Here is a 17,035-nt window from a genome sequence, read left to right as displayed (position 1 = left end):
AAAATGGCTTAAGGGGCGTGCCATGCATTTCCTCGATCAAGCCAAGATATTCCTCAAGTCGGGAGCCGGCGGCCCTGGAGCGGTCAGCTTCCGGCGTGAGAAATACGTCGAATATGGCGGTCCCGATGGCGGCAATGGCGGCCGTGGCGGGGACATCATCTTTGAGGCCGTGCAAGGTCTCAACACGCTGATCGACTTCCGCTACGCGCAGCATTTCAAGGCCAAGCGCGGCAATCACGGGCAGGGCAAGGACCGCACGGGTGCGGCTGCGCCGGACATGGTCATCAAAGTACCAGTTGGCACCCAAGTCCTGTCCGAAGACAAGGAAGTGGTGCTCGCGGACTTTACCGACGTCGGACAGCGACTTGTCATGCTCGAAGGAGGGCAGGGCGGTCGCGGCAATGCGAGCTACAAAAGCGCGACCAACCGCGCGCCGCGCCAGCATCAGCCGGGCGAGCCTGGCGAAGAAATGTGGGTCTGGCTGCGGCTCAAGCTGCTTGCCGATGTGGGCTTGCTGGGCTTACCCAATGCCGGCAAATCGACCTTTATCAACGCTGTTTCAAATGCGCGCGCCAAGGTCGGGCATTATGCCTTCACAACGCTTGTGCCCAAGCTTGGCGTTGTGCGGCACAAGGGCCGCGAGTTCGTGCTAGCGGACATTCCCGGCCTGATCGAAGGCGCAGCAGACGGGGCGGGAATTGGCGACCGCTTCCTCGGCCATATCGAGCGCTGCCGTGTGCTCATCCATCTGATTGATATCGCAGGCGAAGACCCGGCCGAGGCGATGCGCGTCGTTGAAGAAGAGCTCTCTGCTTACGGCGCAGGGCTTGATGACAAGCCGCGCCTCGTTGCGCTCAACAAACTTGATTTGGCGGATGCGGAGCTGGTCGCAGGCTTTGCCGAAGAGCTGATGGAAGCGGGCGCGGAGGAAGTTTTCGCTGTGTCCGGCGCAACAGGTGAAGGCATCGAGCAATTGCTTGATGCGGTGCTCCAATATTTGCCTGACCGGACATCGACAGAAACCAAAGGTGTGGAAGTCGACGACGTTGAAGAGGATGGCGGCGACTGGTCGCCGATCTGACGCTATGACGATCACATCGCTCACTGAAATTACGCGGGCCAAACGCATTGTGGTCAAAGTCGGTTCGGCTTTGCTCGTGGAAAATGGCGCGCTTCGTGAGCATTGGCTGCACATGCTCGCGCAAGACATTTTCGGCCTGCGCGAAGAAGGCCCGCAGATCATTGTAGTGAGCTCAGGCGCGATTGCGCTAGGCGCAGCGAAGCTTGGTCTGCCGTATGGTGGGCGCGCGAGCCTCGCCGATGCTCAGGCTGCAGCGGCAGTCGGTCAGATCGAGCTTGGGCGGCATTGGTCGCAAGCCCTTGGTCAGTTCGACTTAACTGCAGCGCAACTCCTGGTATCTCTGGGTGATCTCGAGGATCGCCGGCGGTATCTCAATGCATCTGCAACGCTGGAGCGCTTGCTGGAGACGGGCGCGGTTCCCGTCGTCAATGAGAATGACAGCGTAGCTACGGAAGAGATCCGCTTTGGCGATAATGACCGTCTCGCAGCGCGTGTTGCGCAAGCAGCAGAAGCTGACGCAATTCTCCTATTGTCGGACGTCGACGGCCTTTATGATCGCGATCCAAACGAACCGGGCGCTCAACTGATCGATCGTGTGGAGGGCATCACGCCGGACGTTTTGGCTATGGCAAGCGCTGCATCATCTTCTGGCATAGGCTCAGGCGGCATGACGTCGAAGCTTCAGGCCGCACAGATTGCCGAGCGCGGCGGTATCATGCTCGCGATCATCAACGGAACGCATACCTCGCCAATCGCCAATGCAGTCGACGCCAACCTTGGGACGGTGTTCGTCCCGCAAGGTAGCGAAGGAGCGCGCAAGGCATGGCTCAGCGGCAGACTTGCACCCTCCGGCACTTTGCGCGTCGATGGCGGATGCGCAGATGCGCTCAAGGGCGGGGCAAGCTTGCTTGCGGCTGGAATTGCGGGCGTTTCCGGCGACTTTCGCCGCGGCGATCTTGTCAAGATTGTGACGATCAAAGGCGAGGCAATCGCTCAGGGTCTGGCTGAGTATGACGTCGCTGAAGTGCAGGCCATTGCGGGCAAGCGCGCCGAAGATCAGGCGGAGCATTTGGGCTATTCGCCACGCGCCGCTGTTGTCCATCGCGATCACATGGTCTTGCTGTGAGCGCTAATTCGTGAGCGGTGAGAAGCCTCTTGCAGTAACCGGTGGGACAGGCTTTGTCGGTCAGGCATTGCTCGATTTGACCGATGAGCGTTGCTTGCCGGTACAGGCTCTGACCCGCAAACCCCGCGCTGACGAGCATGTGCGAACGCAATGGATCACAGGTGATCTCGATGATGTGCCTGCGCTTTACCGGCTCATGGCTGGCTCCAGAGCCGTCATACATATTGCCGGGCTAACCAACACACCCGATCCGTCCGAATTCCACCACGCCAATGTGACCGGTACTGAGAATGTCATCGCCGCGATGAAGCATCAGGGTCTTAAACGGTTGGTGTTTGTCTCATCGCTCTCCGCACGCGAGCCTGAGCTGTCGCAATACGGCGCATCGAAAGCGGACGCAGAGGAGCTCGTCCGAGCAAGCGGGCTGGACTGGACAATCGTCCGCCCACCTGCGGTCTACGGCCCGCGCGATGTCGACATGTTCGAGCTGTTCCGCGCAGCGAAGCTCGGCATCATGCCGCTTCCACCCAGTGGTGCGACCTCGATCATCTACGTGCGCGATCTGGCGCGCATATTGCTTGATCTTGTCGATGCGCAGCCAGCGTTGGTGCGCAAAAAGCAATTCGAAGTCGACGATGGCCGCGAAGGCGGCTGGAGCCACAAGGAACTCGCGAAAGCCATTGGCGCAGCCATGGGCAACACGGTTTTCTCCGTTCATTTGCCGGAAGCTGCATTGAAAGCGGGCGCGACGCTTGATCGTCTCTTCCGCGGGAAGAAGGCCAAGCTCACAGCGGACAGGGTCGGCTACATGACGCACCCCAACTGGGTGAGCTCTTCCGCGCTGCGCGTCCCTGAAGCAGTCTGGCAGCCGGAGATTTCCGGAGAAGCGGGACTCAAGCAAACAGCGGAATGGTACCGCAAGGAAGGGTGGCTCTAAGCCTGCCGCTTAGAGGAATGGCTCGTAACCCGGCGGCAATTCGCCATCATCAGTGAGCGGCGTGTGGATGCCGCATTCGGTCTTGTCCCAGCCTTTCCAGCGTCCAGAGCGCGGGTCTTCGCCCGGTGCGACCTTGTGAGTGCATGGAGAGCAGCCAATTGAAGGAAAGCCCTCCGCGACGAGCGGATGGCGCGGCAGGTCGTGCTCGGCGAAATAGGCGTCGATATCTTCTGCTGACCAGTCGATCAGCGGGTTGATCTTCAGGCGGCCCTGCGCATCGGAAGTATCCGTTTCGAAACGCGGCAAGTTCGCGCGCGTCGCACTTTGGAAAGACTTGCGACCCGTAAAGCTCGCATCATAATCAGCGAGCGCTTTCGCCAGCGGCTTGACCTTGCGGATCTCGCAGCAACCATCGGGATCATAGTTCCACCGAAGTCCGCTTTCATCCTTGGCCTTGAGTTCGTCCAGATCGGGATAGAGATTGATGAGGTTGGTCAGGCCAAGGCGGCTAACCAGATCATCGCGGTAGGCCAGCGTCTCTGTGAAATGCTTGCCGGTCTCCAGAAACAGGACCGGCACATTTGGATCGACTTGGGCAATTAAGTGAAGCAGAACAGCGCTTTCCGCGCCAAAGCTGGATACCACTGCAAGATCGCCGGCAAGGTTGTCCTTGATGACGCTTTCCAGCATTTCCTGCGTGGACGAGCCACGGAACATGCGGTTGAGGCGCACAGCATCGTGCTCGACAAAGCGAGGCGCTGTGTCCAGGCGGTCGATGCGGCGCACTTCATTCATCAAGCAGCTCCATGCCGGATTGCCGGAATTGGTGTCGCTCGATCGGCGGCGTATTGGTAATCATGCGGCCAGCGCGCAAAGGCAGCTTCCGCGTCCTTTTCGTCGAGCTTTTTATCCGGTGCGAAAGCATCAAAACCGCAGCGGCGCATGAAGAGGAGCTGGTCGATCAGCACTTCGCCAACCGCGCGCAATTCGCCTGTGTAACCCGCTTCGCGTAGGAGGCGGGCTGAGGAATAGCCGCGTCCGTCGCCGAAGACAGGGAAGTTCACTTCTACAAGGCGTAAGCGTTCCAGATGGGGGAGTAGCTCGCGCGCATCGTCGCCCGGTTCAATGCGAACAGCAGCGGCGTTGGACTGCTCAAGGAAAGCGTCGACTGTGACTTGAGCGTGGTCGGCCACTTCGTCATCGCGAAAGCGGAACTGGACATCATCCGGGCTCGTGCCAAGATCCTTGGTGTCATTCGCCATAAAGCGCCTCCTTGAAGGGATCCATGCCGATCCGGCGGTAGGTATCGAGGAAGCGTTCGCCATCCTCGCGTTTGTCGAGATAGAGGTCGGTGACGGTCTCGACCGCCTTGACGATGCCTTCCTCGTCAAATCCGCGCCCGGTGATCTTGGCGAGCGCTGTGTCTTGTGCTTCGCTTCCGCCGAGCAGCAGCTGGTAATTCTCGACGCCTTTCTTATCGACTCCGAGGATGCCGATATGCCCTGCATGGTGATGCCCGCAGGCATTGATGCAGCCCGAAATCTTGAGCTTGAGTTCGCCCAGAGCGCCTGTCTTGCCAGTCTCGGCAAAGCGCGTCGAAATCTTCTGCGCCAGCGGGATTGAGCGCGCATTCGCCAGACTGCAATAATCCAGTCCGGGGCAAGCGATGATGTCCTCGATCGTATCGAGATTGGGCGAGCCAAGGCCTGCCTCATCAAGCTTGGTCCACAGCGCATGGAGATCCGCGACCTTCACATGCGGTAAAACAATGTTCTGCGTATGCGTGACACGACTTTCATCGAAGCTGTATCGTTTCGATAGCTCCGCCATCAAATGCATCTGTTCGACCGAAGCATCACCGGGGATGCCGCCCGCAGGCTTAAGGCTTATCACTGTGCTGACATAGCCGGGCGCCTTGTGCGGATGCGTGTTGCGATCGACCCACAGCGCAAAGTCAGGGTCGGAACGATCAATCTCTGTCGGAAGTCCCATTTCGAAAGCAGGGTCTTCAAAGAAGGTCTTCAAACGCTCGATTTCAGCCAATGGCGGCTCAACGCCAACCTCCAGCATATGCGCGAATTCTTCTTCGACTTGGCGAGTGTATTCATCCTTGCCGAGCTCATGGACGAGGATCTTGATGCGCGCCTTGTACTTGTTGTCGCGGCGGCCATGGCGGTTATAAACGCGCAGGCAGGCCTCGGCATAGGTCACGAGCTGATCGAGCGGGACAAACTCGCGGATGCAGGGCGCGATCATGGGGGTACGGCCCATGCCGCCGCCGACATAGAATGCCGCGCCGATTTCGCCTGCCTCATTCTTGACGATCTGGATGCCGATATCATGGAGCTTCATCGCAGCCCGGTCGGTCTCGCTCGCGATGACAGCAATCTTGAATTTGCGCGGCAGGAAACTGAATTCCGGGTGGAAGCTAGACCATTGACGCAGCAATTCCGCGTAGGGGCGCGGATCGACCAGCTCGTCTGCCGCAGCGCCTGCAAAATGGTCAGAGCTGATATTGCGGATGCAATTGCCGCTCGTCTGGATCGCGTGCATCTCGACCTTGGCGAGATCGGCGAGCAGGTCCGGTGCTTCTTCGAGCTTGATCCAGTTGTACTGAATATTCTGGCGTGTGGTGAAATGGCCGTATCCGCGGTCATACTTTTCCGCGATGTCAGCTAGTGCATGCATTTGCGCGGAATTGAGCGTGCCATAGGGGATTGCAACGCGCAGCATGTAAGCGTGAAGCTGGAGATAAAGCCCGTTCATCAGCCGCAGCGGACGGAACTCGGATTCGCTCAGGCTACCATCGAGCCTGCGACGGGTCTGGTCGCGGAATTCAGCGACGCGGGCATCGACCATGGCTTGGTCATATTGGTCATACTTATACATCAGATCACCCAATCCAGAGCTTCTGGGTCTTTCGGTTTCAATGTGAGGTCAGGCCGCACGGTCGGACCAAGCGCACGGACGCGGTCCTTGATGTGAGCGGGCCGCACGCCGTCTGCGGTCTGCTCGGCATCGATCGCGTAAGGGACATTGACTCGGCGCGCGGATTCTTCGCGAGCGATGATCTCTTCGGCCTGATCACCAACATCAACCGCTTCGTTGACATGGATCGACCAGCTCTCTCCGGTCCACCACACAACGGCTCCTGACTTGAGATCATTTCCAGTTAGAATCTTCATTGCGCGGCCTCCACTGCCAGCTGGCCGAGTGACACGTCATCGCGCGCAGTCACATCGCCGATAATGATAAGAGCAGGGCTCTTCACTTTCTGAGCTGTTACAAGGTCTGGCAGCCCTGCAAGCAAACCTCGCAACACGCGCATGCTGGGCCTCGCAGCGTTCTCTATCACCGCCACTGGCACGTCAGGGGCTAGCCCGTCTGCCATCAGCTTTTCAGCGATCTGCGGCGCGGTCTTCACGCCCATATAGATCACCAGCGTGCGTCCCTTGCCCGCTAGCCCTGACCAATTCTGATCGGACAATCCTTTGCATTGACCTGCAACAAAGCTGACGATGCTGGACGCATCGCGATGCGTCAGCGCGATCTGGGCCGCTGCCGCCGCGCCATTGGCAGCAGAGACGCCAGGCACGAATTCAACGGAAATACCTGCTGCGCGTGCATCCTCTGCCTCTTCACCGCCGCGCCCGAAGATCAGCGGGTCGCCGCCTTTTAGCCTCACGACATCGCGACCTTTTAGAGCTTCGCGGATCAGCAATTGATTTATCTGGTCTTGCGGGAGCGTGTGCCGGTCTCGCTTTTTCGCGACTGAAATCAGCTCGGCGTCGGGCCGCGCCAATGCAAGGATGGACGCATCGACCAGACCGTCATGAACGATGATTTCTGCGCTCTCGATCAGGCGAGCTGCGCGCAGCGTGAGCAGGTCCGCTTCGCCGGGACCGGAGCCAACTAGGTATATGGTGCCGGGTGTTGTCATGCGAGGCAGATGCGCCTGCCCCGACAAAACCTAAAGGCAGAATGCTTTTGCGGGCGCGTAGGAAAGCTTTTGCGCTTTTCTGTAACCGCTTTAGCTGTTTGATTTGCCGCTGTTCTCTGGTGAGCCGGACAGCGCTTCGATCAGCCGGTCAATCTGAGGATTTCCGCGTAAATTGAGATCGCGCTGCGGGAACGGGATCTCGATGTCGTTCTGCTGAAACAGCTCCCAGATACGCATATAAACGTCCGAGCGGATGTTCGCGAGGCCTTCTTCAGGGTCGTCAATCCAGAAGCGCAGGTCGAAATCGACCGAGCTGTCGCCAAAGCCCATCAAATTGACGCGCGGGGGAGGGGTTTTGAGCACACGCGGACACTCACCCGCCGCTTCATAGAGCAGCTTCTCGACCAGCTTCAGATCGCTGCCATAGGAGACGCCGACCGGTGCTTTGACGCGCACATCTCGCGAGGAATAGGACCAATTGACCACTTGATTGATCATCAGGTTTTCGTTTGGGATCAAGTGCTCGGTGCGGTCGCGTGTGATGACGGAAATCGCGCGGATACCGATTTTGCGGATCTGACCGACGCTTTCATTGCCGGCCTGGTCTGTCACCGAGATGACGTCGCCCGGCTTGATCGACTTGTCGAGCAGCAAAAGGATGCCCGAGATCAAGTTGCCGAAGGTCTTTTGGAGGCCAAAACCGATGGCAAGGCCGAAAGCGCCGGAGAATACTGCAAGGGCGGTCAAGTCAATGCCGAGAATGTCGATCCCTATAAGGAAAGCGATCGCCCAGACGATGATTGTCGAAATCTTCGAGACCAACAATTGCTGCGTACCGTCGAGTTTCGTCGCACGTTTGATTCCTGCGCCGATAACCTTGGTGATGAGCCATGCGCCGACGATAACGAGGAGCAAGACGCTGATTGCGACCAAGCCATCCCACACGGAAATGCGGCTCCCACCGATGACGATTGCCCAGCTGTCTAGCGTCTCGATGAGGCTTCCGGCAGTTTCGCTTTTGGATGCAACAGCCTCCTTCAGACCTTCCGCAGCTTGAACAGCTTCTGTTGGAGTGGGCTCGGGCGTTGGCTCTGGAACGGGCGCGGTTTCCGTCTCTGCTGGCGCTTGCGGTTCAGCATCGAGCGCAGTTTCGCTCTCAGCTGGGCTGGCTTCAGGGGTGACAGGCGTTGTCATACTCTTATGGGTTTCTCATTGCTGCAAAGCCGCGGTCGAGATCGGCGATCAGGTCCGCAGGGTCTTCAAGACCGATTGATAAACGAACGCCCAGGCGGTCCTCGCTGTTCCAGCCCGGTTTGGGCCAAGCCATTGCGTCGCGGATGCGAGACACGTCAAACGGCAGCGCTAAGCTTTCGAAGCCTCCCCAGCTATAACCAATCCCGAACAATTCGAGATTGTCGACGAGCCGCGCTCTTGCCGCTTCATCCTGAGCCTTGAGGACGAAGCTGAAGAGGCCGCAGCCGCCGGAGAAATCGCGTTGCCAAAGCTCGTATCCAGCGTCGCCATCGCGCATTGGGCAGAGCACATGCGCAACGTCCTCGCGGGTGGCGAGCCAGTCGGCGATTTGCAAGGCGCTCTGCATCGTGCGCTCCAGCCGCAAAGGCATTGTCCTCAGGCCGCGCAAGGCCAAAGCACAATCATCGGGCGAGACGACCTGGCCCAATTGCTGGCTGGTAATCCGCAGCTTGCGGTAGAGTTTCTCGCCTGCGCTCGCAGCGCCCATCATTAGGTCCGAGTGCCCGCTGATATGCTTGGTAAGGCTTGTAACGGAGATATCGCAGCCGTGCTGAAGCGCCGGAAAGCCGAGCGAGGTTGCCCAAGTATTGTCGATCAGGCAGATCGCACCCTTTTCGCGGGCGATGCGGGCGAGCTCCGGCACATCGCACATTTCCATGGTGAGACTGCCGGGCACTTCGAGCCAGACGCATTTGGTCCGCTCGCAGAATAGGTTCCGGTAGGCATCCAGATCGAGCGGGTCGAAGAAGCGGGTTTCCACGCCCATCCGCTTCAACAAGCCCATGCCCATGCTGCGCGAAGGCTCGTAGGAATTGTCGCTCAGCAGCAGAACATCGCCCGGTGAAAGCACTGCGAGCAATGCGCCGGCAATCGCAGCAACGCCGCTAGGGTAGAGCACTGTGCCTGCTGCGCCTGGCTCAAGTTCCGTCAAAGCCTGTGCGAGCGCCCACTGGGTCGGCGCGCCGCGCCTCCCGTAATAGAATTGCCCATCTTTGTTGTTCGAAAGGGCAGCTTTCCGGTCCGCTTCGCTTTCGTAAATATGTGTGCTGGCGCGCCAGATCGGCGGATTGACCACCGGACCTGTCCATTCCTTGCTCCGCCCGGCTGCCACCGCGCGCGTGCTATCGCCATGCTGGTCCTTGCGGCCTGCCATGTCAGTGTGCGCCGTCCTGTGCTTTGGGAGTGTCGGGATCACTCGCCCAGTCGAGCCAGCTGCCATCATAGAGCGCGACATCGCCGTGGCCGACTTGCTCCAGCGCGAGCAGCAATATGCACGCAGTGACGCCGCTCCCGCAGCTGGTGATGACGGGCTGATTGAGGTCGAGCCCAGTCGCTTCGATTACCCGCCGTAGTTTGTCCGGCTGCTTGAGCGTGCCATCGTCAGCATAGAGCATCGGGAAAGGCAGATTGCACGAACCGGGAATATGCCCCGACGGCAGATTATGGACGGTGTCCTCGATCGCTCCGGAAAAGCGCCCTACGTCACGCGCGTCCAAGACTTGCGCAGCACCGCTATCGATGTTCGCCAGCATGTCGGCCTTCAAGCGAATGCGCGCAGGGGAAGGCAGCTCGAACGTTTCGATCGGCGCGATCTCCAGCTCGCCACTTTCCAACGCGCGGTCTTCTGCCTTCCATTTGGCAAGCCCGCCATCGAGCACGGCTACGTTCTCCAAGCCATGCGCACGACAAAGATACCAAGCGCGCGCGGCGGTCTTCACATCGCTGTCATCGTAGAAGACAATGCGATGGTCTGGCGAGACACCCAGGCTAGCGAGCCGCTCAGCCAATTGGTCCGGGCGCGGCAAGGCAGAGGGCACGTCCGAAGTCTCATCCTTCAAACTCGCCAGCTCAAAAAATCGCGCACCGGGAATGTGCCCGTCGAGAAACTCTGCGCGTGCATCACGCCCCGCGGCAGGCAAATGCATGCTCGCATCAAGTACGACGAGATCACTCTCGCTCAAGGCCTCCGCCAGCCATTCGGTCGTTACAAGACTATCCATGGCATGTTGGACTAGCCCGCTCATGCCAATCCGTCGAGGGGCTGCTTTTCGCGCGGCGGTTCAAGTGGTCAGCGGATGACCGCGCAGATTGTCATAGGCCCCGGGAGGGCCATCAAGCCGGAGCGGCTGAAGCTTCTGCCCGGTCTCCGCTGTCAGATTGCCGAGCACGAAATCGAGCCGCTTGGGCTCAGTGCCATCAATTGCGGATCTCACTCGCAGCAACGGCACGAAAACGGGCACGCCGGCGCGGTTCAGCGCGGAGATCTGATCAATTGGCAAGCGGAGATTGACACGTTCGCGATGGGTCTGGTGCGGCCCGACGCGGGGAACCGTCGCCACTTCTGCAAGGTTGCCCTCAGTCTTCGCGCTGGGATGGTGAGCGCTCGTAAACTCTGCGAACAGTTGAACATCGCGGATCGCACGTTCGCCGCGATTTTTGACGACAATGCGGCCTGAGACCATCACTGCCATGACGCTGCGATTAAGCCCTTCGACTTCAAATCCGATCTCGTAGCGGGGCGGAACAGCGGACATGCCGACTTGATCGAGCGCTGCATCGACGACGGGGCGCTTGATGACGGGGGGAGGGGCGTTTTCGCGGCGACGCTTCCAGAAGAGAAACCCTCCAGCAAGTGCAAGCAAGCCGATCAAGCCGCCGAAAATGTAAAGCCACGGCATATCACTCGCCGTTGCTTCGCTCGATGCGGTCGGCGCAGAAGTGACGCTGTCATCCTGCGTTGGAAGCGCTGGCAAACCAGCCGGACTTCCGGTCGAATCTCCTCCCACGACCCCATCCGTCGGCGGCGCGGCGGGGAGAGGCGCTGGCACAGTCTCGACCGGCGAAGGTTGCGGCCTTGTGGTGGTCGGAGTCGCAGCCGGCGAGGGGACAGGTGAGGCCGGGAGAACAACAGGCCGCGCAGGCGGTGTGTTGACAGGAGCGGGCGTCGTCTCGGTGCCGGGCGCGCTAGCAGGCGTCTCAGACGGTTGCGGCGTCGGACGGTCAGTGGGAATGACGCGCGGACCGACCGGCACTACGCCTGTGTCATCCACCGGACCTTGGGGGCGCGGCGTGCTTGTCGGCGTCGGTTCAGGCAGAGTGAAATCCTGTGGGCTCTGCTGCGCAGACGCGCTTGCGCAGAACACTGCCAAGATAGACAAGGGCAAAAGACGGGCGATGATACGCATGGTTCGTTCGAGCGACACTATAGCTTTGATTTCTGAACAAGCGCAGGACGAAGCGCAGCGCTAGAGTCAGCGCGTTGAATAGGGGTTTGCGCGCGCCAGTCTACCATGCACTTGCATTGCGCTGCGCTTCGCGGCAACAGCGCGGCATGAGCGACACACTTGAAACACAACAATTAGGCAAGATGAGCGCCCTTCCAGCTTCCCCCGAAGAAGCGCAGCTCGATTACGTGCCCAATCCGCGGCTCGATACGACCTATCTGGTGCGGTTTGTCTCGCCGGAATTTACTTCGCTTTGCCCGGTGACAGGCCAGCCTGATTTCGCGCATATCGTGATCGATTATGCTCCGGGAAAAACCATCGTGGAATCAAAGAGTTTGAAGCTCTTTCTGGGAAGCTTTCGTAACCATAGCGGGTTTCATGAGGATGTGACGGTGGGTATTGGTCAGCGGCTCAATGCCGAGATGAAGCCCGATTGGCTGCGAATTGGCGGATATTGGTATCCGCGCGGCGGCATTCCGATTGATGTATTCTGGCAAAGCGGTCCTGCGCCCGAGGGGTTGTGGGTGCCTGATCAAGGCGTTGCAGGATATCGCGGACGGGGCTGAGCCGCCGCATCTCATCGCGATTGAGGCCAAAACTGAAATATAATGGTGCCGGCTGCAGGAGTCGAACCCGCGGCCTGATGATTACAAATCAACTGCTCTACCAACTGAGCTAAGCCGGCACACCATGTTTGCGAGCGGCCCTTTCTCTCAAACTGCGCCAAATGTCCAGCCCTCAGTTCGTGCAATTTGATCCGAAAGGCCTTCTGGCTCCCAATATGTGGGCTCATGTCCGATCTTGCGCAGCCATGCAGCGGTGACCAGCGCATCGGAAGAATGGTCATCAATCGGGCCTTCGCCTTCAACTGGCGCTGAACCCAATTGGGCAAGCGCAGCGTTCAATTCCTCATAGCTTCTAAGCTTGGTTTTTGTCCCGGCAACGCCGCCTCCACGCGCAGCGATGCTGGTATACATTTCGACGACGACCGGGCCTTTCTCGGGCAAGGGATCAATCGGCCAGACGCTGACGTGATCGCGCAGGCGATGGAGCATGCGCATGCCTGTGAGGCTGGACTTGCCGACTTGCGCGGCCCCAACAAGATTGAAGTTGCTGACGGGCCGGACACCTTGCGCGCGTTGAGCTGCCTCTGCCACGCGAAAACGTCCTTCGCGTGTTTGTGCATCAGGCAAATGGAAACGGTCACCCACATGCTCTTTGGAATGCCGGAAGTAGCGCGAGGCTTCTGCGTGAGAGACGAAGCTGCCGCATTCCAGATGAGGGTCGTCGGCGCAAATCCGGTCGATCAGAGACCAGAGCGCCTTCGCATCCGGCGGGCTCTGTTCCCAGCCGTGGAAGAACGCGCCGCAATCTGCAAAGGGGAGCGATATGCCAAGGTCCATGCCGACTAATGTGTCGCGAGGGATATCGTCGCGCAGTATCGTGAGCACTTCCTCGCGCGCCCAGCCGCCTTTGGGAGGGGCCACGAGAACCGGCGGTCCGCCGGTCGCTTCTGCTAGCGAAAGCGCGATACCCTTCTGCCGCGCGCCTTTTGCGCCCGACCAGTCAATCGCGAGGAAATGCGTGAAGCGTTGGGGGTTCACCCGCGTTCTCTGCGAAGCTTGTTCCAGTATTCGATCCGCTCTTTGACCTTGCGTTCAAAGCCGCGTTCGACAGGCGTGTAGAGCTCGATCGGCTCCATTTCTTCCGGCCAGTAATTCGCGCCAGAAAAGCCCTCTTCCGCGTCGTGGTCATAGGCATAGCCCTTGCCGTATCCCACGTCCTTCATCAGCTGGGTTGGCGCATTGAGGATGTTTTGCGGCGGCATCAGGCTGCCGGTTTCCTTGGCGGCACGAAAGGCGGCTTTCTGTGCGGCATAGGCAGCGTTCGATTTGGGCGCAGTGGCGCAATAAAGACAGGCTTGGACTATGGCGAGCTCGCCTTCAGGCGAACCGAGGAATTCAAACGCGTCCTTTGCCGCGAGACATTGCGTGAGCGCTTGCGGATCGGCGAGGCCTATGTCCTCGCTCGCAAAGCGGACCAGGCGGCGCAGCACGTAAAGCGGCTCTTCGCCAGCGACCAGCATGCGCGCGAGATAGTAGAGCGAGGCCTGCGGGTCGCTGCCGCGCAAGCTCTTATGCAGCGCGCTGATGAGATTATAATGCCCGTCGCGATCCTTGTCATAGACAGCGACGCGCCGCTGGAGAAAGGCGCCGAGCCCGGCTGGATCAAGCGGTTCCGTGATCTGTGCGTTGTAAAGCGTTTCAGCCTGATTGAGCAGGAAGCGTCCATCTCCATCGGCGCTTGCGATTAGTGCGTCGCGCGCATCAGCAGTGACGGGGAGCGGGCCTTCCAGTTCCTCCGCACGGGCGAGCAGTCTTTCCAAGGCCTTGCTGTCGAGCCGGTTGAGGATCAACACCTGGCTGCGGCTCAAAAGAGCGGCGTTGAGCTCGAAACTGGGGTTTTCGGTCGTCGCGCCGACCAACGTGACGGTGCCGCGCTCGACGAACGGTAAGAATCCATCCTGCTGCGCGCGGTTGAACCGGTGAATTTCGTCTACGAACAGGAGCGTGCGCTGGCCGGCTTCGGCGGCCCGGTCGGCTTCTGCAAATGCTTTCTTCAGGTCGGCAACGCCTGAGAATACGGCGCTGACGGCGACAAACCGCATGCCTACCGCGTCGGCCAGCAACCGCGCGGTCGAAGTCTTGCCGGTCCCAGGCGGTCCCCACAGGATGATGCTGGAGAGCCTGCCCGCAGCAACCATGCGGCCGATTGGGCCTTCTGGTCCTGTCAAATGCTCCTGTCCGATGACTTCATCGAGGTCTCGCGGTCGTAAGCGGTCCGCAAGCGGTGCATCCTCGCGGGTCTCATCACGCGATGATTGCGGTGGGTCTTCAGGAAACAGGTCTGCCATTGATGGAGCGCTGTAAGGCGTTCGTCGGATAATGCCAATTTAAGTGTATTAGGGGCTTGAAACACTCATCTTAAGATATATCTTAGACCTATCAAAGATATTCAGGAGTACACACATGACGTGGCAAAGAAATGGCAGAGGCGGTTGGAACAATCTGGGTCCAATGATCGCCATGATGGCTGCATCTGCGGCGAGCGATTGGGACAGCGGCGAGTATCGCGGACGCAAGCGCAGTCGCAAGCGTCGCGGCCGCATGTTTGGCCAGGGCGAGCTGCGCTTGGCTTTGCTGGCGCTGATCAATGAAGAACCGCGCCATGGTTATGAACTGATCCGCGCGATCGAAGACATGACTGGTGGCGGCTATGCGCCAAGCCCGGGCGCGGTCTACCCGACGCTGCAAATGCTCGAAGAAGAAGGGCTGATCAAGCTCGCGAAAGCCAAAGGCAAGGACGCCAAGGCAAGCGAGGAAGGCGGCAAGAAACCGTTCAAGGCGACCAAGGCTGGCAAGGCTGAACTTGATGAGCGCGCTGACGAAGTCGAGGAGCTGATGGGACGTCTCAACGAGCATGGCGACCGTGCCGAGCGCGTCCAGCAGAAATCTCCGGACTTGTTCCGCGCAATGGGTAATCTCGCGACTGTGCTGAAGATCCGCGCGAAGGCGGGCAAACTCGACCAGAAGACCATCGATGAAATTGTCGACATTATCGACGAGGTTGCGAAGCGCATCGAACGGCTTTGATTTCAGCCGAGAGGTTCCCGGCCTGCGAGTGATCCATTTGCGGGCTACGTAAAATTGCGATAATTCCCCACTCGGGACGAGCCGGCGCAAAGACCGGGCAAACGAGTGGGGAAACGCAATGAAGCTGACACCGAAGACACCGTGGCATCTGTGGGTCGTAGGCGGGCTTAGCCTGCTGTGGAATTTTGGCGGTGTGGTGAGCTACACCACGACCAAGATGCAGGCATTGGGCGGGGCGAATATGCCTGCTGCCCAGCTGGATTATTATTACAGTTTTCCCGCATGGGCGACGGTGTTTTGGGCGCTTGGCGTGTGGGGCTGCTTCTTCGGTTCGCTGGCATTGCTATTGAAGCGAAAATTCGCGGTTTGGCTATTCGCAGTTTCCATCGTCGGCTTGATTGGAACCAGCATCTATCAATGGGGTGTGTCGGACATGCCGGATACCTTGAAGACGACAGGACACATCGTCTTCGCGCTAGCGATCTGGGCTATCACGATCGGACTGTTCTTCTACGCCCGCGCAATGGCGGCAAAGAACGTCCTCAAATAATCCTCAGGCTTTGGCTGCTTCTTCCGCAAGGCGATCTGCTTCGCGCATGGCTTCGCGTGTTTCGAGCAGCCGGACATAGGCGTCTGCGACAACCTTGTTGATCGCATCCCAGCTATACGCGCGGCTTTTCACTTCGCCCGCGGCGCCATGCCGCGCGCGCAAATCATGGTTGGTGCAATAGGGACCGATAGCTTCAGCAAAGTCCTTCGCGTTGCCCGGCGGTACAAGCCGTCCGGTTTCCCAATCGTCGACGAGGCTGGAAGCGCCGGTCGCGCCTGCCGCAACCACAGGTAGTCCGCTCGCCATGGCTTCGAGCGTAACGTTGCCAAAGGTTTCCGTGATTGAAGGATTGAAAAACACGTCTCCACTTGCAAGCGCACGGCCCAAATCTGCGCCGGTCTGGAAACCGACAAAGACACCACCGGGCAGCGCTTGTTCGAACCATTTGCGCGCTGGTCCGTCGCCGATCACCATCACGCGATGCGGGACTTGCTCGCGCCGCAACTGGACAATGGTCTCTGCAAAAATGTCGAGGCCTTTCTCCATGACGAGGCGTCCCAAGAAGACAATTGCGATTTCTTTGTCTTCAATCCCATGACTCCGTCGCCATTCGAGATCACGCTTGGAAGGATCGAACACAGTACGGTCGACCCCGCGTGACCAGATCGCGATATCCTCATGCATCTTCTGCTCAAGCAGCGTGTCGACCATGCTTTGCGAAGGAGCGACAAGCGCGTCGCAGCGATGATAGAACCTGCGCAGGATCGCTTCGACCATCGGTTCAGTAAAGCCCAAGCCGTAATAACGCGGATAGGTCTCAAACCGTGTATGGACCGACGCTAGCACGGGTATGTCGTGATCGGTCGCCCAGCGGACCGCGGAATGCCCCGTCGGATCAGGTGAAGACACGTGGATCATGTTCGGTGCGAACTTCGCGAGGTCTTTCTTGTTCGCGCGCGAAAGCCCCATAGGCACTTGATATTCGGAGCGGGTCGGGATCGGCATACTCGGTACACTCACCAAGTCGCCGGTTGGTTCGAAAGCGGGCGTATTTGTCGTAGGCGAGTAAACGCGCAGGGCTGCACCGTGCCGCATCAGATATTCCGCCAAGCGGTTCAGAGCCTGGTTCGCGCCGTCTCGGACGTAATTGTAGTTTCCGCTGAACATAGCGATCCGCAGGCGCGACAAATCAGGCGCAGTGCATTCAGACGCGGAAAGATCAGACGTGACGACCATTATGTGTCCGCCCTTAAACGGGTGAAGAGCGAAT

Annotated in this window: 18 protein-coding genes and 1 tRNA gene; 6 read left to right on the top strand and 13 right to left on the bottom strand. The window is 59.2% G+C overall.

Annotated features, from left to right (window positions below; all coding sequences use genetic code 11):
* Positions 1-22 precede the first annotated feature (22 nt).
* From cgtA to HUO12_RS07195, 3 genes are read left to right on the top strand one after another with little or no spacing between them, the layout of a single operon-like run.
* Complete coding sequence (cgtA, locus tag HUO12_RS07205) at positions 23-1,081, top strand: Obg family GTPase CgtA (RefSeq protein WP_176272932.1); 1,059 nt, start codon at positions 23-25, stop codon at positions 1,079-1,081.
* Positions 1,082-1,085: 4 nt separating this feature from the next.
* Complete coding sequence (gene proB / locus HUO12_RS07200) at positions 1,086-2,207, top strand: glutamate 5-kinase (protein ID WP_176272931.1); 1,122 nt, start codon at positions 1,086-1,088, stop codon at positions 2,205-2,207.
* A gap of 10 nt (positions 2,208-2,217) precedes the next feature.
* Entirely contained in the window at positions 2,218-3,144 is a 927-nt protein-coding gene (locus HUO12_RS07195; protein WP_176272930.1) for an NAD-dependent epimerase/dehydratase family protein, read from the top strand.
* A gap of 9 nt (positions 3,145-3,153) precedes the next feature.
* Here the strand turns inward: HUO12_RS07195 and HUO12_RS07190 are convergent, their stop codons facing one another.
* The 9 genes from HUO12_RS07190 to HUO12_RS07150 all read right to left on the bottom strand — a co-directional run bounded on the left by HUO12_RS07190 (position 3,154) and on the right by HUO12_RS07150 (position 11,496).
* On the bottom strand, positions 3,154-3,939 hold the full coding sequence (locus HUO12_RS07190) for a phosphoadenylyl-sulfate reductase (protein ID WP_176272929.1): 786 nt from the start codon (positions 3,937-3,939) through the stop codon (positions 3,154-3,156).
* The gene (locus tag HUO12_RS07185) at positions 3,939-4,406 is read right to left on the bottom strand and encodes a DUF934 domain-containing protein (protein ID WP_176272928.1); all 468 of its coding nucleotides are present in this window, start codon (positions 4,404-4,406) and stop codon (positions 3,939-3,941) included. The genes HUO12_RS07190 and HUO12_RS07185 overlap by 1 nt, the downstream gene beginning before the upstream one ends.
* Entirely contained in the window at positions 4,396-6,033 is a 1,638-nt protein-coding gene (locus HUO12_RS07180; RefSeq protein ID WP_176274337.1) for a nitrite/sulfite reductase, read from the bottom strand. Before HUO12_RS07180 ends, HUO12_RS07185 begins: the two co-directional genes overlap by 11 nt.
* Positions 6,033-6,329: a DUF2849 domain-containing protein gene (locus HUO12_RS07175; RefSeq protein ID WP_176272927.1), complete on the bottom strand. Its 297-nt coding sequence runs from the start codon at positions 6,327-6,329 to the stop codon at positions 6,033-6,035. Before HUO12_RS07175 ends, HUO12_RS07180 begins: the two co-directional genes overlap by 1 nt.
* Positions 6,326-7,084 (bottom strand): uroporphyrinogen-III C-methyltransferase, encoded by a 759-nt coding sequence (cobA, locus tag HUO12_RS07170; protein ID WP_176272926.1) that lies wholly within the window; start codon positions 7,082-7,084, stop codon positions 6,326-6,328. The genes HUO12_RS07175 and cobA overlap by 4 nt, the downstream gene beginning before the upstream one ends.
* A gap of 90 nt (positions 7,085-7,174) precedes the next feature.
* Positions 7,175-8,278 (bottom strand): mechanosensitive ion channel family protein, encoded by a 1,104-nt coding sequence (locus HUO12_RS07165; protein WP_176272925.1) that lies wholly within the window; start codon positions 8,276-8,278, stop codon positions 7,175-7,177.
* Between the two features lie 4 nt (positions 8,279-8,282).
* Positions 8,283-9,491 (bottom strand): cystathionine beta-lyase, encoded by a 1,209-nt coding sequence (gene metC / locus HUO12_RS07160; RefSeq protein ID WP_176272924.1) that lies wholly within the window; start codon positions 9,489-9,491, stop codon positions 8,283-8,285.
* Position 9,492: 1 nt separating this feature from the next.
* The gene (locus HUO12_RS07155) at positions 9,493-10,362 is read right to left on the bottom strand and encodes a sulfurtransferase (protein ID WP_232367334.1); all 870 of its coding nucleotides are present in this window, start codon (positions 10,360-10,362) and stop codon (positions 9,493-9,495) included.
* Between the two features lie 36 nt (positions 10,363-10,398).
* Positions 10,399-11,496 carry an LPXTG cell wall anchor domain-containing protein gene (locus HUO12_RS07150; RefSeq protein ID WP_176272923.1) on the bottom strand — a complete coding sequence of 366 codons (1,098 nt, stop codon included), beginning with the start codon at positions 11,494-11,496 and terminating at the stop codon, positions 10,399-10,401.
* Between the two features lie 173 nt (positions 11,497-11,669).
* Between HUO12_RS07150 and queF the strand changes: the two genes are divergently transcribed.
* Complete coding sequence (queF, locus tag HUO12_RS07145) at positions 11,670-12,128, top strand: preQ(1) synthase (protein ID WP_176272922.1); 459 nt, start codon at positions 11,670-11,672, stop codon at positions 12,126-12,128.
* A gap of 43 nt (positions 12,129-12,171) precedes the next feature.
* Here queF and HUO12_RS07140 read toward each other — a convergent pair.
* From HUO12_RS07140 to HUO12_RS07130, 3 genes are all read right to left on the bottom strand, one after another.
* Positions 12,172-12,247: transfer RNA gene (locus HUO12_RS07140), tRNA-Thr, on the bottom strand.
* Positions 12,248-12,275: 28 nt separating this feature from the next.
* Entirely contained in the window at positions 12,276-13,166 is an 891-nt protein-coding gene (locus tag HUO12_RS07135; RefSeq protein WP_176272921.1) for a hypothetical protein, read from the bottom strand.
* Positions 13,163-14,476 carry a replication-associated recombination protein A gene (locus HUO12_RS07130; protein WP_176272920.1) on the bottom strand — a complete coding sequence of 438 codons (1,314 nt, stop codon included), beginning with the start codon at positions 14,474-14,476 and terminating at the stop codon, positions 13,163-13,165. Before HUO12_RS07130 ends, HUO12_RS07135 begins: the two co-directional genes overlap by 4 nt.
* 115 nt (positions 14,477-14,591) lie before the next feature.
* Between HUO12_RS07130 and HUO12_RS07125 the strand changes: the two genes are divergently transcribed.
* Positions 14,592-15,215, top strand: coding sequence for a PadR family transcriptional regulator (locus tag HUO12_RS07125; protein WP_232367333.1), 624 nt, complete (start codon positions 14,592-14,594; stop codon positions 15,213-15,215).
* 118 nt (positions 15,216-15,333) lie between these two features.
* Positions 15,334-15,765: a hypothetical protein gene (locus HUO12_RS07120; protein ID WP_176272919.1), complete on the top strand. Its 432-nt coding sequence runs from the start codon at positions 15,334-15,336 to the stop codon at positions 15,763-15,765.
* A 3-nt stretch (positions 15,766-15,768) separates the two neighbouring features.
* Here HUO12_RS07120 and HUO12_RS07115 read toward each other — a convergent pair whose 3' ends face one another.
* A complete protein-coding gene (locus HUO12_RS07115) occupies positions 15,769-17,001 on the bottom strand; it encodes a glycosyltransferase family 4 protein (protein ID WP_176272918.1) in 1,233 nt (410 codons plus the stop codon).
* Between the last annotated feature and the right edge of the window lie 34 nt (positions 17,002-17,035).

Origin of the sequence: Altererythrobacter lutimaris (assembly GCF_013371495.1) — a bacterium.
Lineage (GTDB): Bacteria > Pseudomonadota > Alphaproteobacteria > Sphingomonadales > Sphingomonadaceae > Erythrobacter > Erythrobacter lutimaris_A.
This window is presented reverse-complemented; position numbering and strand designations above follow the sequence as displayed.